At 69.5% G+C, this 18,635-nt stretch carries 16 protein-coding genes; 7 read left to right on the top strand and 9 right to left on the bottom strand.

The window, feature by feature from the left end; all coding sequences use genetic code 11:
• Positions 1 to 8: 8 nt before the first annotated feature.
• Both ACY0MJ_RS14435 and ACY0MJ_RS14430 read right to left on the bottom strand, forming a co-directional pair.
• Positions 9 to 989, bottom strand: a complete 981-nt coding sequence (locus tag ACY0MJ_RS14435) for a 2-hydroxyacid dehydrogenase (protein ID WP_462639176.1) — start codon at positions 987 to 989, stop codon at positions 9 to 11.
• Positions 990 to 993: 4 nt separating this feature from the next.
• Positions 994 to 2,403 (bottom strand): sodium:proton antiporter, encoded by a 1,410-nt coding sequence (locus ACY0MJ_RS14430; protein ID WP_462639174.1) that lies wholly within the window; start codon positions 2,401 to 2,403, stop codon positions 994 to 996.
• A 184-nt stretch (positions 2,404 to 2,587) separates the two neighbouring features.
• Between ACY0MJ_RS14430 and ACY0MJ_RS14425 the strand changes: the two genes are divergently transcribed.
• Positions 2,588 to 3,160, top strand: a complete 573-nt coding sequence (locus tag ACY0MJ_RS14425; protein WP_462639173.1) for a hypothetical protein — start codon at positions 2,588 to 2,590, stop codon at positions 3,158 to 3,160.
• 3 nt (positions 3,161 to 3,163) lie between these two features.
• Here ACY0MJ_RS14425 and ACY0MJ_RS14420 read toward each other — a convergent pair whose 3' ends face one another.
• Genes ACY0MJ_RS14420 through ACY0MJ_RS14410 form a run of 3 tightly spaced genes read right to left on the bottom strand, consistent with a single transcriptional unit; the run spans position 3,164 to position 5,258 of the window.
• Entirely contained in the window at positions 3,164 to 3,889 is a 726-nt protein-coding gene (locus ACY0MJ_RS14420) for a nitroreductase (protein WP_462639172.1), read from the bottom strand.
• Entirely contained in the window at positions 3,886 to 4,332 is a 447-nt protein-coding gene (locus ACY0MJ_RS14415; RefSeq protein ID WP_462639171.1) for an acyl-CoA thioesterase, read from the bottom strand. Before ACY0MJ_RS14415 ends, ACY0MJ_RS14420 begins: the two co-directional genes overlap by 4 nt.
• The gene (locus tag ACY0MJ_RS14410) at positions 4,329 to 5,258 is read right to left on the bottom strand and encodes a histone deacetylase family protein (protein WP_462639170.1); all 930 of its coding nucleotides are present in this window, start codon (positions 5,256 to 5,258) and stop codon (positions 4,329 to 4,331) included. The genes ACY0MJ_RS14415 and ACY0MJ_RS14410 overlap by 4 nt, the downstream gene beginning before the upstream one ends.
• A gap of 167 nt (positions 5,259 to 5,425) precedes the next feature.
• On the opposite strand from ACY0MJ_RS14410, the gene phaP reads away from it, so the two are divergent.
• Complete coding sequence (phaP, locus tag ACY0MJ_RS14405) at positions 5,426 to 5,983, top strand: TIGR01841 family phasin (protein ID WP_462639315.1); 558 nt, start codon at positions 5,426 to 5,428, stop codon at positions 5,981 to 5,983.
• A 143-nt stretch (positions 5,984 to 6,126) separates the two neighbouring features.
• On the opposite strand, the gene ACY0MJ_RS14400 is transcribed toward phaP, so the two are convergent.
• The gene (locus tag ACY0MJ_RS14400) at positions 6,127 to 7,023 is read right to left on the bottom strand and encodes a patatin-like phospholipase family protein (RefSeq protein WP_462639169.1); all 897 of its coding nucleotides are present in this window, start codon (positions 7,021 to 7,023) and stop codon (positions 6,127 to 6,129) included.
• A gap of 91 nt (positions 7,024 to 7,114) precedes the next feature.
• On the opposite strand from ACY0MJ_RS14400, the gene ACY0MJ_RS14395 reads away from it, so the two are divergent.
• Together ACY0MJ_RS14395 and ACY0MJ_RS14390 are read left to right on the top strand one after the other, a co-directional pair.
• The gene (locus ACY0MJ_RS14395) at positions 7,115 to 8,155 is read left to right on the top strand and encodes an extracellular solute-binding protein (protein ID WP_462639168.1); all 1,041 of its coding nucleotides are present in this window, start codon (positions 7,115 to 7,117) and stop codon (positions 8,153 to 8,155) included.
• Positions 8,156 to 8,204: 49 nt separating this feature from the next.
• The gene (locus ACY0MJ_RS14390) at positions 8,205 to 8,963 is read left to right on the top strand and encodes a 3-hydroxyacyl-CoA dehydrogenase (protein ID WP_462639167.1); all 759 of its coding nucleotides are present in this window, start codon (positions 8,205 to 8,207) and stop codon (positions 8,961 to 8,963) included.
• Between the two features lie 7 nt (positions 8,964 to 8,970).
• Here the strand turns inward: ACY0MJ_RS14390 and ACY0MJ_RS14385 are convergent, their stop codons facing one another.
• A complete protein-coding gene (locus ACY0MJ_RS14385) occupies positions 8,971 to 9,630 on the bottom strand; it encodes a hypothetical protein (protein ID WP_462639166.1) in 660 nt (219 codons plus the stop codon).
• Between the two features lie 47 nt (positions 9,631 to 9,677).
• Between ACY0MJ_RS14385 and ggt the strand changes: the two genes are divergently transcribed.
• Positions 9,678 to 11,462 carry a gamma-glutamyltransferase gene (gene ggt, locus ACY0MJ_RS14380; RefSeq protein ID WP_462639314.1) on the top strand — a complete coding sequence of 595 codons (1,785 nt, stop codon included), beginning with the start codon at positions 9,678 to 9,680 and terminating at the stop codon, positions 11,460 to 11,462.
• Here ggt and ACY0MJ_RS14375 read toward each other — a convergent pair.
• Together ACY0MJ_RS14375 and ACY0MJ_RS14370 are read right to left on the bottom strand one after the other, a co-directional pair.
• Positions 11,459 to 12,310, bottom strand: a complete 852-nt coding sequence (locus tag ACY0MJ_RS14375; RefSeq protein WP_462639312.1) for a YihY/virulence factor BrkB family protein — start codon at positions 12,308 to 12,310, stop codon at positions 11,459 to 11,461. The two genes, ggt and ACY0MJ_RS14375, sit on opposite strands and share 4 nt — an antisense overlap.
• A gap of 67 nt (positions 12,311 to 12,377) precedes the next feature.
• Positions 12,378 to 14,024 carry an acyl-CoA synthetase gene (locus tag ACY0MJ_RS14370; protein WP_462639165.1) on the bottom strand — a complete coding sequence of 549 codons (1,647 nt, stop codon included), beginning with the start codon at positions 14,022 to 14,024 and terminating at the stop codon, positions 12,378 to 12,380.
• 88 nt (positions 14,025 to 14,112) lie between these two features.
• Here ACY0MJ_RS14370 and dnaG point away from each other — a divergent pair, with 88 nt between their 5' ends.
• Together dnaG and rpoD are read left to right on the top strand one after the other, a co-directional pair.
• A complete protein-coding gene (dnaG, locus tag ACY0MJ_RS14365; RefSeq protein WP_462639164.1) occupies positions 14,113 to 15,960 on the top strand; it encodes a DNA primase in 1,848 nt (615 codons plus the stop codon).
• Between the two features lie 241 nt (positions 15,961 to 16,201).
• The gene (gene rpoD, locus ACY0MJ_RS14360) at positions 16,202 to 18,574 is read left to right on the top strand and encodes an RNA polymerase sigma factor RpoD (protein ID WP_462639163.1); all 2,373 of its coding nucleotides are present in this window, start codon (positions 16,202 to 16,204) and stop codon (positions 18,572 to 18,574) included.
• Positions 18,575 to 18,635 lie beyond the last annotated feature (61 nt).

Raw genomic sequence — 18,635 nt, 5'->3', positions numbered from 1 at the left:
GGGTTCCACTAGTTCAGCACTTCCGGGTTGAGCGGTGTGAGCGGCTTGCCGTGCACGAGGAAGCCGATCAGGTTGTCGGCGGCGAGGTCGGCCATGGCCCGGCGCGTGGGGATGGTGGCGCTGGCGATGTGGGGCGTGAGCACCACGTTCGGCACGGTCAGCAGGTCCGGGTGGACCTTGGGTTCGCCCTCGAAGACGTCCAGGCCGGCGGCCGCGATGCGCCGGTCGCGCAGCGCCTGCGCGAGCGCCGCGTCGTCCACGATGCCGCCGCGGGCGATGTTCACCAGCGTGGCCGTCGGCTTCATCTGCGCCAGTTCGGCGGCGCCGATCGCATGGTGCGACGCGGGCGAATACGGCAGCACCAGCACCAGGTGGTCGGCCGTCTTCAGCAGTTCCTCCTTGCTGACGTAGCGCGCCTTGCACGCGGCCTCCAGCTCGGGCGCGAGGCGCGAGCGGTTGTGGTAGATCACGTTCATGCCGAAGCCATGGGCGCCGCGCTTCGCGATGCCCTGGCCGATGCGGCCCATGCCCAGGATGCCCAGCGTGCTGCCGTGCACCTCGGCGCCCGCCATCATGTCGTAGCTCCACCGGGTCCACTTGCCGGCGCGCAGGAAATGCTCGCCCTCGGCCATGCGGCGGGCCGTGGCCATCATCAGGGCGAAGCCGAAGTCCGCGGTGGTCTCGGTCAGCACGTCGGGCGTGTTGGTGCCCAGCACCTTGCGGGCCGTCATCGCCGCGATGTCGAAGTTGTTGAAGCCCACGGCCATGTTGGCGCAGATCCTCAGCTCCGGGCAGGCGGCCAGCAGCTCGGCGTCGACGCGCTCGGCGCCGGTGGTGAAGACGCCGGCCTTGCCCTTCAGGCGGGCGAGCAGCTCCTCGCGGCTCCAGGCGGCGTCGCCCTGGTTGTGTTCCACCTCGAAATGCTGCTCCAGGCGGGCGATGGTTTCCGGGAACACGGCCCGGGCGACGAGGATGCGGGTTTTGCTCATGGGATCAGCGGAACCAGATGAAGGTCATGACGAGGAACAGCGGCACCAGGATGCCGATCGACCACAGCATGTAGCCGAAGAAGCTCGGCATTTTGACACCGCGGTCCTCCGCGATGGACTTGACCATCAGGTTGGGCGCGTTGCCGATGTAGCTGTTGGCGCCCATGAACACGGCGCCGGCGGAGATCGCGGCCAGCACGGGCGCCAGATCGGTCATCAGGTGCCGGGGATCGCCGCCGGCGGTGTTGAAGAACACCAGGTAGGTCGGCGCGTTGTCCAGGAAGGAGCTCAGCAAGCCGGTGGCCCAGAAGTACATCGCCGGGTCGGGCGTGCCGTCGGCGCGGGTGACGGCGGCGATGACGGCGCCGAAGGGGCCGTCCCTGCCCGCGCGCAGCATGGCGATCACCGGCACGATGGTCACGAAGATGCCCGCGAACAGCTTGGCCACTTCCTGCATGGGCGCCCAGGAGAACTGGTTCGCCTCGTGCACTGCCGCCGGCGTGATCTTCAGCGACAGCAGGGTGACCACGATCAGGCCCACGTCGCGCACCAGGCCCGGCAGCCCGACCTCGGTGCCGAACACCTGGAAGACCACGGGCGATTTCCAGAAGCCGCTCAGGAGCACCAGGCCCACGATGGCGCCGAGCAGCCAGAAGTTGCGGGCGCCGTCGAAGCCGACGCCGCGCGTGTCGGGCGTCGGGTCGGCCGGGCGGATCTCCTCGCGCTTGTGGTAGTAGTACCAGTCCAGGCCGTAGAACAGCAGCAGCAGGGCCCCGACCAGGAAGGTGGTCTCCGGGAAGATGTGGCTCACCGTCCAGAAGAAGTCCACGCCCTGCAGGAAGCCGAGGAACAGCGGCGGGTCGCCCAGCGGCGTGAGCGAGCCGCCGGCGTTGGAGACGATGAAGATGAAGAACACCACCGTGTGGGCGCGGTGCTGGCGGTTGTCGTTGGCGCGGATCAGCGGCCGGATCAGCAGCATCGAAGCGCCCGTGGTCCCCATGAAGCTGGCGAGCACGGCGCCGATGCCGAGGATGGCGGTGTTGAGCGCCGGGCTGCCGTGCAGGTTGCCGCGGATGTAGATGCCGCCGGCCACGGTGAACAGCGCCGTCAGCAGGATCACGAACGGGATGTACTCGCCGACCATGACGTGCACCAGCGCCGAGCCCGCGGCCGCCGCGCCGAAGATGGCGGCGAAGGGCAGGAAGAAGGCCAGGCCCCAGGCGGCGGCCACCTTGCCGTAGTGGTGGTGCCAGAACCAGGGCGCCAGCAGGGGGAACAGCGCGATGGACAGCAGGATGCCGGCGAAGGGCACGCCCCACAGCGGGGACAGGCGCGCGGCGTCGACTTCGGCCGCGCCCGCGAACAAGGGGCACAGCAGCAGGCAGGCCAGCAGGGCGGGCCGGAACTTGGACATCGGGTCTCCTCGTGGGCCGGCGGGGCCGGCCGCGTTTTTTGGGCAGCGCCACCGAGCATAACCAATCGCGCGCGCCACCCTGCCGCGGCGGGTAGGCGGCAGCCTACCGCGCGTGCGGAGCGCTTCCTACCGGTTGAGCCACGGGCGCATCGCACCATGCGCCGATCCCGAGGAGAACACCGCCATGAAGCTCCGCCTCGCCTGCCTCGCCGCCGCCCTCGCCTGCGCGGCCGCCGCCCAGGCCGCCCCCGTCCTCACCAAGGAGGAGGTGCAGGCGCGCAAGGTCCGCATCGAGGAGCACTACGACCAGTCGCAGGCGCGCTGCAAGCGCCTCGAGGGCCACGCGCGCCGCCTGTGCAACGAGGAAGCGCGCGGCGAGCGCGATATCGAGGTCGCGCAGCTCGAGATGGAGGCGAACCCGACGGCGGAGAACGACCAGCGGGTGCGGCTCGCGAAGGCGGAAGCCCGCTACGCGACCTCGCTGGTGAAGTGCAAGGAACTCGACGGCGAGGCCCGCAGCCTCTGCCGCGACGACGCGAAGCTGGTGCTGCTCGAAGCGAAGGCCGACGCGAAGCTGCAGATGGAAGTTGCGGCGCAGTTGCTGCGTTCGGAGAACACGGTGCGGGCGCGCACGGCCGAAGCCGAGCGCATCGCCGAAGCGCAGTTCCAGGCGGCGCGCACGCGCTGCGAGGCGCTGCCGCCGGAAGGGCGGGCGAACTGCATCCAGGATGCGAAGACGCGTTTCGGCCGGATGTGAGGCTCAGACCCAGCGCGTGAACGCGCTCGCCGGCTCGCGCGGCGTGTGGAAGGTGTTCACCGGCGCGGCGAGGTCGGCGTAGCCGAGCGACATGCCGCACACCAGCATCTCGTCGGGCCCCGCGCCGATCTCCGGCAGGATGATCTTGGCGAAGCCGTTCCAGGCCGCCTGCGGGCAGGTGTGCAGCCCGCGCGCGCGGGCGGCGACCATCACGTTCTGCAGGAACATGCCGTAGTCCATCAGCGAGCCGCGCCCGAGGATGCGGTCGATGGTGAACATGAGGCCCACCGGCGCGTCGAAGAAGCGGAAGTTGCGCTGGTGCTGCGCATGCATCTTGTCCTTCTCGCCCTTGGCGATCCCGAGCAGCCCGTACAGCCCCCAGCCGTTCTCGCGCCGGCGGTCGATGTAGGGCGAGATCCACCTGGTCGGGTAGTACTCGTACTCCTCGCGGTACTCCGAGGCGAGCCCCGGGTCGGCATAGAGCGCGTCGTGGGCGGCGCAGACCTGGTCGGCCAGCGCGTCGCGCCGCGCGCCCTGCAGCACGTAGACGCGCCAGGGCTGGGTGTTGGTGCCCGAGGGCGCGCGGCTCGCGACTTCGAGGATCTCCTCGACCAGCGCGCGCGGCACCTCGCGCTCGCGCAGGAAGGCGCGGCAGGAGAAGCGGCTGCCGATTGCGGCATCGACGCTGGCGGGATCGGCCACGACGGTCGCGACTTGCGGGGTCTTCACTGCAGGGCCTCCAGCACGGACTTCAGGCGCGCCGGCAGCGGCGCGGGGCGCCGGGAGGCGCGATCGACATAGACGTGGACGAAGTGGCCCTTGGCCACGGTGAGCTCGCCGCCCTGCAGGAAGATCCCGACCTCGTAGCGCACGCTGGACTGGCCGATGCGCGCGACGCGGATCCCGGTCTCCACGGATTGCGGGAACTCCACGGGCGCGAAGTAGTTGCACTGCGTCTCGACCACCAGGCCGATGGTCTCGCCGCGGTGGATGTCCAGCGCGCCCTGCTCGATCAGGTGCGCGTTGACGGCCGAGTCGAACCAGCTGTAGTAGACGACGTTGTTGACGTGACCGTAGGGGTCGTTGTCCATCCAGCGGGTCGCGATCGTGCGGAAGGCCTTGTAGCCGGCGCGGCCTTCGGGCTGCGGCTTCTCGGGGGTGGATGCGCTCATCGCGGGCGATTGTGCCAGCGGCGCGCATAGGCCAAGGCGACGGCGAAGGTGTTGACCTGCACCTGCACCGTGTCCTCCAGCCGGTGGCCGTAGCCGCCCGCCATCGCGAAGGCGAGCGGCAGGCCGCGCTGCCAGGCCCAGTCGAACACGCGCCGGTCGCGCGCTTCGAGGCCGTCCCAGGTGAGCTTGAGACGCCCGAGGCGGTCGCCCTCGTGCGGGTCGGCGCCGGCCAGGTAGATCACCAGGCCGGGATCGAAGCGGTGCGCCAGTTCGTCGAGCGCGCGCTCCAGCGCCTGCAGGTAGGCGTCGTCGCCGGTGCCGTCCGGCAGCGCGACGTCGAGGTCGCCCTCTTCCTTGCGGAAGGGGAAGTTCTTCTGGCCGTGCAGCGAGAGCGTGAAGACGGTCGGGTCGTCGCGGAAGATGTGCGCCGTGCCGTTGCCCTGGTGGACGTCGCAGTCGACGATCGCCACCCGCAGCGGCTGCCGCTGGCGGCGCGCCCGCTCGGCCTGCATCAGCCGCGCGGCGACGGCGGCATCGTTGAAGACGCAGAAGCCGGCCCCATGGTCCGGGAAGGAGTGGTGCGTGCCCCCGGCGATGTTGGCGGCGACGCCCTCCTCGAAGGCGGCGCGGCAGGCGGAGATGGTCGCGCCCACGGAGCGGCGGGCCCGCTGCGCCATGGCCTCGCTCCAGGGAAAGCCGATCTCGCGCAGGATCTTCGGGTCCACGGAGCCGTCGGCGATCGCCTGGATGTAGGCGGGCGTGTGCACCAGGGCGAGTTCGCCATCCGAGGCGGGCGGGGCCGGGACCAGCCGGAGCTCGGGCAGTTCGGCCCCGATCCGGTCCCGCAGCAGCCGGTACTTGCCCATGGGGAAGCGGTGGCCGGGCGGCAGGGGCAGGACGAACTGGTCCGTGTAGAAGACCTGCATGGGCGGCATTGTGCGGGGTCGCGGCGGCCGGGCTGAAAATATTTTGTGCAATGCAGCAAAAAAGACTTGCAAAGCGCCGCGGGACCCCTATACTTGGATCCATGCTGCACTGCAACAACGTCCAGGGCAGCGCGAAGACCCCGTCCACCGCCACCCCGGAGAAACCCATCATGTTGACCGCTGAGCAAATCCTGGCCGCCCAGAAAGCGAACGTCGAAACCCTGTTCGGCCTGACGAACAAGGCCTTCGAAGGCGTCGAGAAGCTCGTCGAGCTGAACGTCACCGCCTCCCGCGCCGCCCTGGCCGAGGCCGCCGACACCGCCCAATCCTTCCTGAGCGTCAAGGACGCGCAGGAACTGCTGGCCCTGCAGGCCGCCCTGTTCCAGCCGCTGGCCGAGAAGACCGCGGCCTACAGCCGCCACCTGTACGACATCGGCTCCGCCACCGGCGCCGAGTTCGGCAAGGCCGTCGAGTCCCAGGTTGCCGAAGCGCAGCAGAAGTTCCTGGCCGTCGTCGACAACGCTTCCAAGAACGCCCCGGCCGGATCCGAGACCGCGGTCGCCGTGTTCAAGAGCGCCGTCGCCGCCGGCAACAACGCGCTGGAGTCGGTGCAGAAGGCCGTGAAGCAGGCCGCCGACGTGGCCGAAGCCAACTTCAACGCCGTCGCGGCCCAGGCCGCCAACGCCGGCAAGGCCGCCGGCAAGAGCCGCCGCGCCGCCGCCTGAGGCTTGAAATCCGGGACCCTGGCGCCACCTCTGGCACCAGGAACCCATTCCGCTCCCGCCGCAGGGCGTGAGCTTCCAGGTTGTCTCCTCGGGTCCTTCGGGATCCCTTCAGCCTCCAGTCCGGCAAGGACTGGAGGCTTTTTTCATGGCGCGTGCGACTTCGCCTCGATGGCCGCGCGCAGCTGGGGCAGCAGCGCCTGCATGGCCGCGCGGCCGGCCTCGATGGCGCGCCGCTTGCCCGCGAAGTCGCCGCTGCCCATGCCGGCGAGCGCCGGGCGCACCACCACGTCCGCGTCCTGGAGCTCCCAGCGGTTGATGCTCTTGCCCATGATCGCGAAGGTCTGCAGCAGCACCTGGATCGGGTCGCTCGACGGATTGCCCTCGGGCGCGCTGGAGATGTCCACGGCGATCACCAGCTCCGCGCCCATCTCGCGCGCATAGCGCACGGGCACGGGCGACACCAGCCCGCCGTCGACGAACTCGTGGGTGCCGATCTTCACCGGCACGAACACCGCCGGGACCGCGCTGGACGCGCGCACGGCCGTGCCGGTGTCGCCGCGGCGGAACAGGATGCCCTGCCCCGAATTCAGGTCGGTCGCGACGATGCCCAGCGGCAGCGCCATCGCCTCGATCAGCTTGTGCCCGACCTGCGCGTTGACGTAGCGCGCCAGCGCCTCGCCGCGCAGCACGCCGCGGTTGAAGATCGGCAGCGTCCAGTCGGCGAAGGACGCTTCGTCCATCGTCATCGCCACCTGCTGCAGCTGCGCGCCGTTGCGGCCGCTCGCGTAGAGCGCGGCCACCAGGCTGCCGGCGGAGGTGCCCACCACCAGGTCCGGGCGGATGCCGGCTTCCTCCAGCACCTGGATCACGCCGACGTGGGCGAAGCCGCGCGCGGCCCCGCCGCCCAGGGCCAGGCCGATGCGCGGCGGCACCCTGGCCACGCTCTCGGGCGGGGCGGCCGGCGTCTCGGGCGCCTTCGGCGCGACGGCGCAGCCCGCCAGCAGCAGCGCCGCCACCGCGCCGGCGATGACCTGGCGCAAGCGCCCGTCGATTTGATTAAGAATGATTCGCGTTTGACTTATCATGCGCTCCGCTGCTTCCCAACACAGGATTCCCGAAAGGACACCCCCGATGATCTCCAAGGCCGCCGGCATCGCCACGCTGCTCCTCGCCACCCTCGGCCCCGCGGCCGCGCAGGAGCAGGTGCTGAACCTCTACTCCGCCCGCCACTACGCGACCGACGAGGCCCTGTACGACAACTTCACCAAGGCCACGGGCATCCGCATCCACCGCGTGGACTCCGACGACGCCGGTATTCTGGCCCGGCTGAAGGCCGAGGGCGCCGCCTCGCCCGCCGACGTGATCCTGCTGGTGGACGCCGCGCGCCTGTACAAGGGCGAGGTCGAGGGCCTGTTCAAGCCGGTGAAGTCCAGGGTGCTGGAGGACGCGATCCCGGCCCAGTACCGCTCCGCCCCGAGCGCCGAAGGCACCAGCTGGTTCGGCTTCTCCACCCGCGGCCGCGTGATCGTGTACGACAAGGTCAAGGTGAAGCGCGAGGACGTCGACACCTACGAGGAACTGGGCGACCCCAAGAACAAGGGCAAGGTCTGCCTGCGCTCCGGTTCGCACCCGTACAACCTGTCGCTGTTCGGCGCCGTCACCGAGCACCTGGGCGAGCAGAAGGCCGAGGCCTGGCTCAAGGGCATCGTGGCCAACATGGCGCGCGCGCCCAAGGGCGGCGACACCGACCAGATCAAGGCCGTCGGTTCGGGCGAGTGCCAGATCGCGGTGAGCAACACCTACTACATCGCCCGCCTGCTGCGCTCCGGCAAGCCGGAGGACAAGGCGCTGATGGAGCGCGTGGGCGTCGTGTTCCCCAACCAGCAGTCCTGGGGTACCCACCTGAACATCGCCGGCGGCGCGGTGGCGCGCCATACCAAGCGCCCGGAAGCGGCGATCAAGTTCCTGGAGTACCTGGCGAGCCCCGAGGCGCAGAACCACTTCGCCAACGGCAACAACGAGTGGCCGACGGCGAAGGGCGTGAAGGTGGACAACCCGGCGCTCGTGGCGATGGGCGGCGGCGACTTCAAGGCCGAGACGATCCCGCTCGCCGCCGTCGGCGCCAACACGGTGAAGGTCCAGCAGATGCTCGACCGCGTCGGGTTCCGCTGAGCGGCCAACGCATAATTGACGTTCACGTCAACGTCAATCAGGAGCAGAGATGGAAATCAAGGGCAAGGTGTTCATCGTCACCGGCGGCGCCTCGGGCCTCGGCGAAGGCACGGCGCGCATGCTGGCCGCGTGCGGCGGCAAGGTGGTGATCGCCGACATGCAGGCCGACAAGGGCGAGGCGATCGCGAAGGAAATCGGCGGCGCCTTCGTCAAGTGCGACGTGAGCCAGGAGGCCGACGCCAAGGCGGTGGTCGCCAAGGCGCAGTCGCTGGGCAAGCTGATGGGCCTGGTGAACTGCGCGGGCATCGCACCGGCGGAGAAGACCGTGGGCCGCAACGGCGCGCACGACCTGGGCGTGTTTACCAAGACCATCATGGTCAACCTGGTGGGCAGCTTCAACATGATCCGCCTCGCCGCGGAAGCCATGGCGAAGAACGAGCCGGAGTCCACCGGCGAGCGCGGCTGCATGATCTCGACCGCCTCGGTCGCGGCCTACGACGGCCAGATCGGCCAGGCGGCGTACAGCGCATCGAAGGGCGGCGTGGTGGGCATGACGCTGCCGATCGCGCGCGACCTCGCGCGCAGCGGCATCCGCAACATGACCATCGCCCCCGGCATCTTCGGCACGCCCATGCTGTTCGGCATGCCCAAGGAAGTGCAGGACGCGCTGGCGGCCAGCGTGCCCTTCCCCTCGCGCCTGGGCACGCCCGAGGACTACGCCAAGCTGGCGCGCCACATCTTCGAGAACGACATGCTCAACGGCGAGGTGATCCGCCTCGACGGGGCCATCCGCATGGCGCCGAAGTGACCGGGCGCTAGAACTTGTAGCGCAGGCCCGCCACGATGAAGTTCGAGCCCACGTGGCGGGGCGCGATCAGGCCGTAGATGCCCGAGCGGTGGTGCACGCGCAGCGCCAGTGCCCAGGCGGGCAGCGGCGCCAGGCCGAACTCCACCTCGAACGCCGTGTAGAACTGCGTGCGATAGCGCTTCTTGGGGTCGTCCTCGGGCCCGTCCTCGTAGCTGGGCGTGCCGAAGGCATGCGACAGGCCGGCGGCCCAGCCCGCGTTCACGCGCAGGTCGGCCAGCGCCAGCGAAGGCGTGCGCAGGAAGTAGCCCCCCGCGAGTTCCGCGTTGTGCTGCAGGCCACGGTGCTGCAGCGCGACGACTTCGTAGCCGTGCTGCACGTTCTCGAAGAATGTGCCCCGGAACAGGTCCAGGCTGCCCCCCAGCGTGCCGCGCGTGCGCTCGTAGCCGACGCCCGTGAAGTACGAGCGCTCCCGGTTGAAGTCGCCACTGAAGATCGCGCCCGGCACCTCGCGCAGGTTCAGGTCCACGCCCTGGCCGTTGTAGAGCGTGAGCGACTGGGGACGCTGGAGGGCTGCGGGATGGTCGGCCGCCTGGGCCCCTGCGGGGCCGGCGAGGAGAAGCGAGAGGAAGGCGGCGTGCAGGAGCGGGGGCAGGATGTTCTTGTACATGTTGGCCTCAAGTTTGCTCGAAAATTCCCGCAACCGAGGAGTCCGCCATCCACCGCGTCCTTTCTGCCTGGCTTGCAATTGCAACTTTGTTGGCTGGCTGCGTCAGTCCGGCCCCGCGCTTCGCCTACGAGCTTCTCCCGCAGCCCGAAGCCGCGTCCGGCCTGTCGGCCAAGCCGGGATGGGCCACGACGCGCTTCGCCGTGGCCGCCGCGAATCCGCTGGCCACCGATGCGGGCTACCGGGTGCTGAAGGCCGGCGGCTCCGCGATCGATGCCGCCATCGCCGTGCAGATGGTGCTCGGGCTGGTGGAGCCGCAGTCCAGCGGCATCGGTGGCGGCGCCTTCCTGCTGCACTTCGACGGCCGCGCCGTCGAGGCCTACGACGGGCGCGAAACCGCGCCGATGGCGGCCGACGAGCGCCTGTTCCTCGGCGCCGACGGCAAGCCCCTGCCCTTCCACGAAGCCGTGGTGGGAGGCCGTTCGGTGGGCGTGCCGGGCACGGTGAAGATGCTGGAACTGGCGCACCGCGAGCACGGCCGCCTGCCCTGGGCGGCGCTGTTCCAGTCCGCGATCCGCCTGGCCGAAGAGGGCTTCCAGGTGAGTCCGCGCCTGAACACGCTGCTCCAGGCGGACGCGCACCTGCGGAAGGACCCGGCGGCCCGCGCCTACTTCTTCGGCCCCGACGGCGAGCCGCTCGCCGTCGGCACGCGGCTGCGCAACCCGGCGTACGCGGCCGTCCTGCGCCGCATCGCCCGCGAAGGCGCGCGTGCCCTCTACCAGGGCGAGGTCGCGCAGGCGATCGTGGCGAAGGTGCAGGGGCATCCGAGCAATCCGGGCCGCATGACGCTGGCCGACCTGGCCGCTTACCAGGCGAAGAAGCGCGCGCCGCTCTGCCACGACCACCGAGCGCGCGGCCACGCCTGGCGTGTCTGCGGCTTCCCGCCACCCAGTTCCGGCGCGATCGCGGTGGGCCAGATCCTCGGCATCCTCGAGCACACGAACGCGGCCTCGCTGCCGCTCGCCGGCGGCCTGCCGTCGCCCGACTGGCTGCACCTGTACACGGAAGCGGCGCGCCTCGCCTTCGCCGACCGCGGCCAATACGTCGGCGACCCTGATTTCGTGCAGCCACCCGCGGGCAGCTGGACGAGCCTGCTCGATCCGGGCTATCTCGCATCGCGCGCGCGCCTGATCGGGGCGCGGAGCATGAAGGTCGCGCAGCCGGGGACGCCCGGACGCGCGAGCAGCCGCTACGCGCCTTCGCCGGCACAAGTGGAGCACGGCACTTCGCACATCAGCATCGTCGATCCCTACGGCAACGCGCTGGCGATGACCACCACCATCGAGGACCAGTTCGGCGCGCGCCAGATGGTGCGCGGGTTCCTGCTGAACAACGAGCTCACCGACTTCAGCTTCGCGCCCGCCGACGCGCAGGGCCGCCCGATCGCCAACCGCGTGCAGCCCGGCAAGCGCCCGCGCTCCTCGATGGCGCCGACGCTGGTGTTCGACAAGGCGACGGGACGGCTCGTGATGAGCGCCGGCAGCCCGGGTGGCGCCCTGATCATCCACTACACGGCGAAGACGCTCTACGGCGTGCTGGACTGGGGCCTGGACGCGCAGCGCGCCATCGACCTGCCGAACTTCGGCTCCACCAACGGGCCCACGCTGCTGGAAAAGGGCCGCTTCCCCGATACGACCGTGCAGTCGCTGCAGGCGCGCGGCCACGAAGTGCGCGAACTGGAGATGACCAGCGGCCTGCAGGCGATCCAGCGCACGCCCACGGGCTGGTTCGGCGGCGCCGATCCGCGGCGCGAAGGCGTGGTGATGGGTGATTAGGCGGGCGGGTGGCGGTCGATCCGCTCGTACTCCGAGATCACCTGCGCCCCGAACAGCAGCAGCGTCGCCGCGATCTCCAGGCTGAACAGCACCACGATCGCGGTCGTCAGCGACCCGTACACCACGTTCACCTGCGACAGCGTGCTGAAGTACCAGACCAGCACCCGGCGCGTAACCTCCCACAGCAGTGTCGCCGTCACGCCGCCCACCAGCGCATGGCGCCACCACAGGCGCCCCACGGGCATCACCATGTACACGGAGGTCAGCAGCAGGATCTCGCCGCCCAGTCCCAGCAGGTACAGCAGCACGCCCGAGGCGCCCTGCAGCGACCAGCGGATCCCCAGGAACGCGATGCTGTTGTCGCCCAGCGCCTGGATGCTGCCCGACACCAGCGTCACCACCAGCAGCCCGAAGCCGAGCGCCAGGATGTAGCAGTAGGGCAGCACGGCCGAGACCAGGAAGTGGCGCCTGCGCACCGTGAAGCGGTGCAGGAAGATCACGGCCATCGCCTTCTCCAGCACCGTGAACGCCAGCGAGCTGAAGAACAGCATCGTGACCAGCAGCACCCAGCCGATCACGCTGCGATGCTCCACGAAGCGGTTCAACTCGGAGACGATCGCCGGCGACTGCCCCGGCACCAGCCACTCCAGGTAGCGGCCGACGGTGCTCAGCAGCTCCTGCGGGGCGATCAGGTGCGACAGCGCGATCACCGCCAGGATCAGCAGCGGCACCACCGACAGCAGCGCGTAGTAGGCCACCGCGCCCGCGAGCAGCAGCCCCTGGTTGGCCTGGAAGCCCTTGAGCACGCGCCGCGTGAAGGTCCACGGATTGGCCACGACGTAGGCCATGGCAGGGCTCAGCACGCGCATGCGCGCGAGTATGCCGTCGCCACGGTTGCGCGGGGTGGCCCGCGGCTCAGACGTCGATCGCGCTCGCCGAGCCCGCCTGCTTGCGCAGTTCGAACTTCTGGATCTTGCCGGTGGAGGTCTTGGGCAGCTCGCCGAACACCACGGCCCGCGGTACCTTGAAGCCGGCGAGGTGCTTGCGGCAGTGCGCCACCACCTCTTCGGCCGTGAGCTGCGCGCCCGGCTTGAGCTCGACGAAGGCGCAGGGCGTCTCGCCCCACTTCGGGTCCGGCCTGGCGACCACGGCGGCCGCCAGCACGGCGGGATGGCGGTACAGCACGTCCTCGACCTCGATCGACGAGATGTTCTCGCCGCCCGAGATGATGATGTCCTTGCTGCGGTCCTTGATCTTGATGTAGCCGTCCGGGTACTGCACCGCGAGGTCGCCCGTGTGGTACCAGCCGCCCGCGAAGGCCTCCTGCGTCGCCTTCGCGTTCTTCAGGTAGCCCTTCATGGTGATGTTGCCGCGGAACATGATCTCGCCCATGGTCTCGCCGTCGCAGGGCACCGGCCGCATCGTCTGCGGGTCCAGCACGCGGGCGCTGCGCTGCAGGTGGTAGCGCACGCCCTGCCGCGCGTTCAGCCGGGCGCGCTCGCCGATGTCCAGGCGCTCCCATTCCTCGTGCTTCGCGCAGACCGTCGCCGGGCCGTAGACCTCGGTGAGGCCGTACACGTGCGTGAGGTCGAAGCCGAGCTTCTCCATGCCCTCGATCAGCGAGGCCGGCGGCGCCGCGCCCGCCACCATGCCCTTCACACCGCGCGGCAGTCCCTGCTTCAGCGCGTCGGGCGCGTTCACCAGCAGCCCGTGCACGATGGGCGCGCCGCAGTAGTGCGTGACGCCGTACTCGCGGATCGCGTCGGCCATGGCCTGCGCCTCCACCTTGCGCAGGCAGACGTTGACGCCGGCCCGGGCCGCGATGGTCCAGGGGAAGCACCAGCCGTTGCAGTGGAACATGGGCAGCGTCCACAGGTAGACGGCGTGCTTGGGCATGTCCCACTCGAGGATGTTCGAGATCGCGTTGATCGCCGCGCCACGGTGGTGGTAGACGACGCCCTTGGGGTTGCCGGTCGTGCCGCTGGTGTAGTTCAGCGCGACCGCGTCCCATTCGTCCGCCGGCAGCGCCCAGGCGAAGTCCGGGTCGCCCTGGGCGATGAAGTCCTCGTAGGTCGTGCCGCCGATGCGCTGCGCCGGGCCGGTGTAGAGCGGATCCTCGGCGTCGATCACCAGCAGCGGCCGCTGCTCCCTGCGCAACGCCATCGCCTTGGCCATGACGGGGGCGAACTCCGGATCGACGATCACCGCCTTCGCCTCGCCGTGTTCCAGCATGAAGGCCACCGCCTCCGGGTCCAGCCGCGTGTTCATCGTGTTCAGCACGGCGCCGGCCATGGCGATGCCGAAATGCGCCTCCACCATGGGCGGCGTGTTGGGCAGCATGACGGCCACCGTGTCGCCCTTGCCCAGCCCGGCGCGCTGCAGGGCGCTGCCCAGGCGGCGGCAGCGCTCGTACACCTGGGCCCAGGTGCGGCGCAGCGGCCCGTGGATCACCGCCGTGCGTTGCGGATAGACCTCGGCGGCGCGCTCCAGGAAGGAAAGCGGCGACAGCGGCGCGTGGTTGGCCTCGTTGCGGGGCAGGTCCTGGTCGAAAATGCTGGCCATGCGCGGGTCTCCTGTCGTTCTTCGGGGCGAAGCGTAGCCCGCTTTCGGGCCCGGTGCAGAATCCGGGGGCCCAGGCAGAGCATCCAACGTGGCCATCCCCCAGAACTTCATCCAGGAACTGATCGCGCGCGCCGACGTCGTGGAGATCGTCGGCCGCCACGTGCAGCTGAAGAAGGGCGGCGCCAACTACCTGGGGCTGTGCCCCTTCCACGGCGAGAAGACGCCCTCCTTCACCGTGAGCCCCTCCAAGCAGTTCTACCACTGCTTCGGCTGCGGCAAGAACGGCAACGCCATCGGCTTCCTGATGGACTACGCCGGCATGAACTTCGTGGAGGCGGTGAAGGACCTGGCCGGCCAGTACGGCATGCAGGTGCCGGAAGACGACGTGTCGCCGGCCGACCGCGCCCGGGCGGCGGAGCAGCGCAAGAAGCAGGCGACGCTGACCGACGTGCTGGAAAAGGCCGGGGCCGCCTACCGCAAGCACCTGAAGGAGTCGCCGCGGGCCATCGCCTACTTCAGGAACCGCGGCGTCTCCGGCGCGATCGCCAAGCAGTTTGGCCTAGGCTACGCGCCGGAAGGCTGGCGCACGCTCGCGAGCGTGTTCCCCGAGTACGACGACCCGCTGCTCACCGAAAGCGGCCTGGTGATCGTCAACGAGGAGGAGGACAAGCGCTACGACCGCTTCCGCGACCGCGTGATGTTCCCGATCCGCAACGTCAAGGGCGAGTGCATCGGCTTCGGCGGCCGCGTGCTGGGCGAAGGCACGCCCAAGTACCTGAACTCGCCCGAGACGCCCGTCTTCAGCAAGGGCCGCGAGCTCTATGGCCTCTGGGAAGCGCGCAACGCGGTGCGCGAGCACGGCTTCGTGCTGGTGACCGAGGGCTACATGGACGTCGTCGCGCTCGCGCAGCTGGGCTTCCCCAACGCCGTGGCCACCCTGGGGACGGCCTGCACCGGCGACCACGTGCAGAAGCTGTTCCGCTTCACCGACAGCGTGGTGTTCAGCTTCGACGGCGACGCCGCCGGCCGGCGCGCCGCCCGCAAGGCCCTGGACGGCGCCCTGCCCTATGCCAGCGACGTGCGCACGGTGAAGTTCCTGTTCCTGCCGCCGGAGCACGACCCGGACAGCTACATCCGCGAGTACGGCCAGGAGGCCTTCGCCCGCTTCCTGCGCCAGGCCGTGCCCCTGAGCACCTTCCTGCTGGAGGCCTCGGCGCAGGACTGCGACCTGGCCACGGCCGAGGGCCGCTCGCGCATGGTCAGCAACGCCGGGCCGCTGTGGAAGCTGATGCCCGACGGCGCGCTCAAGCGCCAGCTGCTCTCGGAGATCGCCGAGCGCAGCCAGCTCGGCCAGCACGAGCTGCTGGAGCTGTGGGGCGTGGCGCCGGCCGAGGGCGGCGGCCGCCAGCGCAAGCCCAGGAGCGAGGCGGCCTACGGCAAGCGGGCCTACGGCGCCGGCCACCGGCAGCCGGTCAAGCCCAAGGCCATCGCCCTGGCGGAACTGGCGGCCCGGGTGCTGCTGCGCAATTCGGGGGCCTGGGCGGCCCTGACGAATGCCGACCACCACCTCCTGTGCGAGCTGCCGGCGCCGCACGGGGACCTGTTCTCGTGGCTGGACACGCGCTTCCACGACCACGGGGCCGAGCCCTGGGCGGTGCTGGAGCTGGGGATCCAGGGCCAGCCCTTCGAGCAGCTGGCCCGCAAGCTGGTGGAGCTGGACAACATGCAGCCGGAAGGCCGGGCCCTGGAGGTGGAGGAATTCGGCGAGCGGGAGCTCCGGCGGGCCCTGACCGGCATCCACCTGGACGCCGTCGCCGAGGAGATCGCCGAGGTGGCCCGGCTGCCCCAGACCGACCCCGGGCGGATGGAGCGCCTGTACGAGCTGACCCGGCGCCAGCAGGCCCTGCAGCAGCTCAGCCGCGACAACCCTACTTGAAATTCCGTTCGGAACATATAATGTAGGGTTTGCTGGCGGCAAGAGCGACAGCAGCACCTCCGGACCGGCCTTCCGCGCCAAGCGCGCGGCGCCCCAAGCAGGGCCAGGCCAATCTACCGCAAGGGCTGCACACCAAATGATCGCCCACCCATCTTGCCCCTGAGGCCCAGGTCGGCCTTCCTCCACCCGCGCCGGGTCGTCGTGGCGCTTTTTTGTTTCCGCTGTCCTGTATCGAGGTCGTATGCCCGTTCAAAAGTCCGCGAAGCCGTCGTCCGCTGCGAAACCTGCCGACCGAAAGCCAGTCCAATCCACATCCCCATCCGCCGCCAAGGCCCAGTTGAAGGTCGTCAAGAGCGACTCCAAGGCTGCCGCCAGGTCCGCAACGAAAGTAGCCAAGCCCGTGCCCACGAAGTCCCCCGCCAAGGCCGAAAAGGCCTCCGCCAAGGAAGAAACGAAGAAGTCCGCCAAGACCGCCGCCGCCGATGAAACGGTGAAGAAGAAACCCGGCCGCCCGCCCAAGGCGAGCGCCGAGGTCGACACGCCGCCCAAGGCGGGCGCCAAGCGCGGTCGCAAGCCGAAGGCGGAAGCGAAGGCCGCCGTCGCGGACGACGAGGACCTGGGCGACGTCGAAGCCGACTTCGTGGACAGCGAGCCGGCCGTCGACGAGCCGGCGGCCGTGGTGGCCGAGAAGGTCAAGCCCCTGCGCATGAAGATCAGCAAGGCGAAGGAACGCGCCTTGATGAAGGAATTCGGCCTGGACGAGACGATCCTGACCGAAGAGGAAATGCTCAAGCGCCGCCAGCGCCTGAAGAGCCTGATCAAGCTGGGCAAGACGCGCGGCTACCTGACGCACGCCGAGATCACCGACCACCTGCCCGAGAAGCTGGTGGACGCCGAGACGCTGGAAGTCGTCGTCTCGATGCTGAACGACATGGGCGTGGCCGTCTACGAGCAGACGCCCGACGCCGAGACGCTGCTGCTCACGAACACCGGCCCGACCGCCGCCACCGAGGAGGAAGCGGAGGAGGAAGCCGAAGCCGCCCTGTCCACGGTCGACAGCGAATTCGGCCGCACGACCGACCCCGTGCGCATGTACATGCGCGAGATGGGCACGGTGGAACTGCTCACGCGCGAGGGCGAGATCGAGATCGCCAAGCGCATCGAGGGCGGCCTGATGGCCATGATGGAGGCGATCTCCGCCTCGCCCGCGACCATCGCCGAGATCCTGCGCATGGCCGGCGAGATCCGCGAGGGCAAGATCGTCATCTCCACGGTGGTGGACGGCTTCTCCGACCCCAACGAGGCCGACGACTACGTCGCCGAGGAAGACTTCGACGAATTCGACGCCGACGACGACGACGACGGCTCCGGCGGCTCCAAGGCCCTGACCAAGAAGCTCGAGGAGCTGAAGAACCAGGCGCTGGAGCGCTTCGACCGCATCGCCGGCCTGTTCGAGAAGGTCCACAAGGTCTACGACAAGGAAGGCTGGGGCACGCCCGCGTACCACAAGGCGCAGCACGCCCTGTCCGAGGAGCTGATGACCATCCGCTTCACGGCCAAGACCATCGAGAAGCTGTGCGACATGGTGCGCGCCCAGGTGGACGACGTCCGCAAGAAGGAGCGCGAGCTGCGCCGCATCATCGTGGACAAGTGCGGCATGCCGCAGGAAACCTTCATCAAGGAGTTCCCGCCCAACCTGCTGAACCTGAAGTGGGTGGAGAAGCAGGCCGCCGCCGGCAAGCCGTGGAGCGCCGTGATCGGCCGCAACGTGCCCGCGATCCAGGAGCTGCAGCAGAAGCTGATGGACATCCAGTCGCGCGTGGTGGTGCCGCTCGCGGAGCTGAAGGAGATCAACAAGCGCATGAACGAGGGCGAGGCCTCGTCGCGCGAGGCGAAGAAGGAGATGATCGAGGCCAACCTGCGCCTGGTGATCTCCATCGCCAAGAAGTACACGAACCGCGGCCTGCAGTTCCTGGACCTGATCCAGGAGGGCAACATCGGCCTGATGAAGGCCGTGGACAAGTTCGAGTACCGCCGCGGCTACAAATTCTCGACCTATGCCACGTGGTGGATCCGCCAGGCGATCACGCGCTCGATCGCGGACCAGGCCCGCACGATCCGCATCCCGGTGCACATGATCGAGACCATCAACAAGATGAACCGCATCTCGCGCCAGCACCTGCAGGAGTTCGGCTTCGAGCCGGACGCCAGCATCCTGGCGGCCAAGATGGAGATCCCGGAAGACAAGATCCGCAAGATCATGAAGATCGCCAAGGAGCCGATCTCCATGGAGACGCCGATCGGGGACGACGACGATTCCCACCTGGGCGATTTCATCGAGGACACCGGCAACACCGCGCCGATCGAGGCCGCCATGCAGGCGGGCCTGCGCGACGTGGTGAAGGACATCCTCGACTCGCTGACCCCGCGCGAGGCCAAGGTGCTGCGCATGCGCTTCGGCATCGAGATGAGCACGGATCACACGCTGGAGGAAGTCGGCAAGCAGTTCGACGTCACCCGCGAGCGGATCCGCCAGATCGAGGCGAAGGCGCTGCGCAAGCTCAAGCACCCGAGCCGCAGCGACAAGCTGCGGTCGTTCATCGACACGCTGTAATCAAGGGCCCTTCGGGGCCCTTTTTTCTTCCTCCCTCTCCCCTCCGGGGAGAGGGCCGGGG

The sequence above is a fragment of the Ramlibacter sp. bp-362 genome (genome assembly GCF_054956735.1).
The sequence above is the reverse complement of the archived record's forward strand: the minus strand, read 5'-3'. Positions and strand labels throughout refer to the sequence as shown.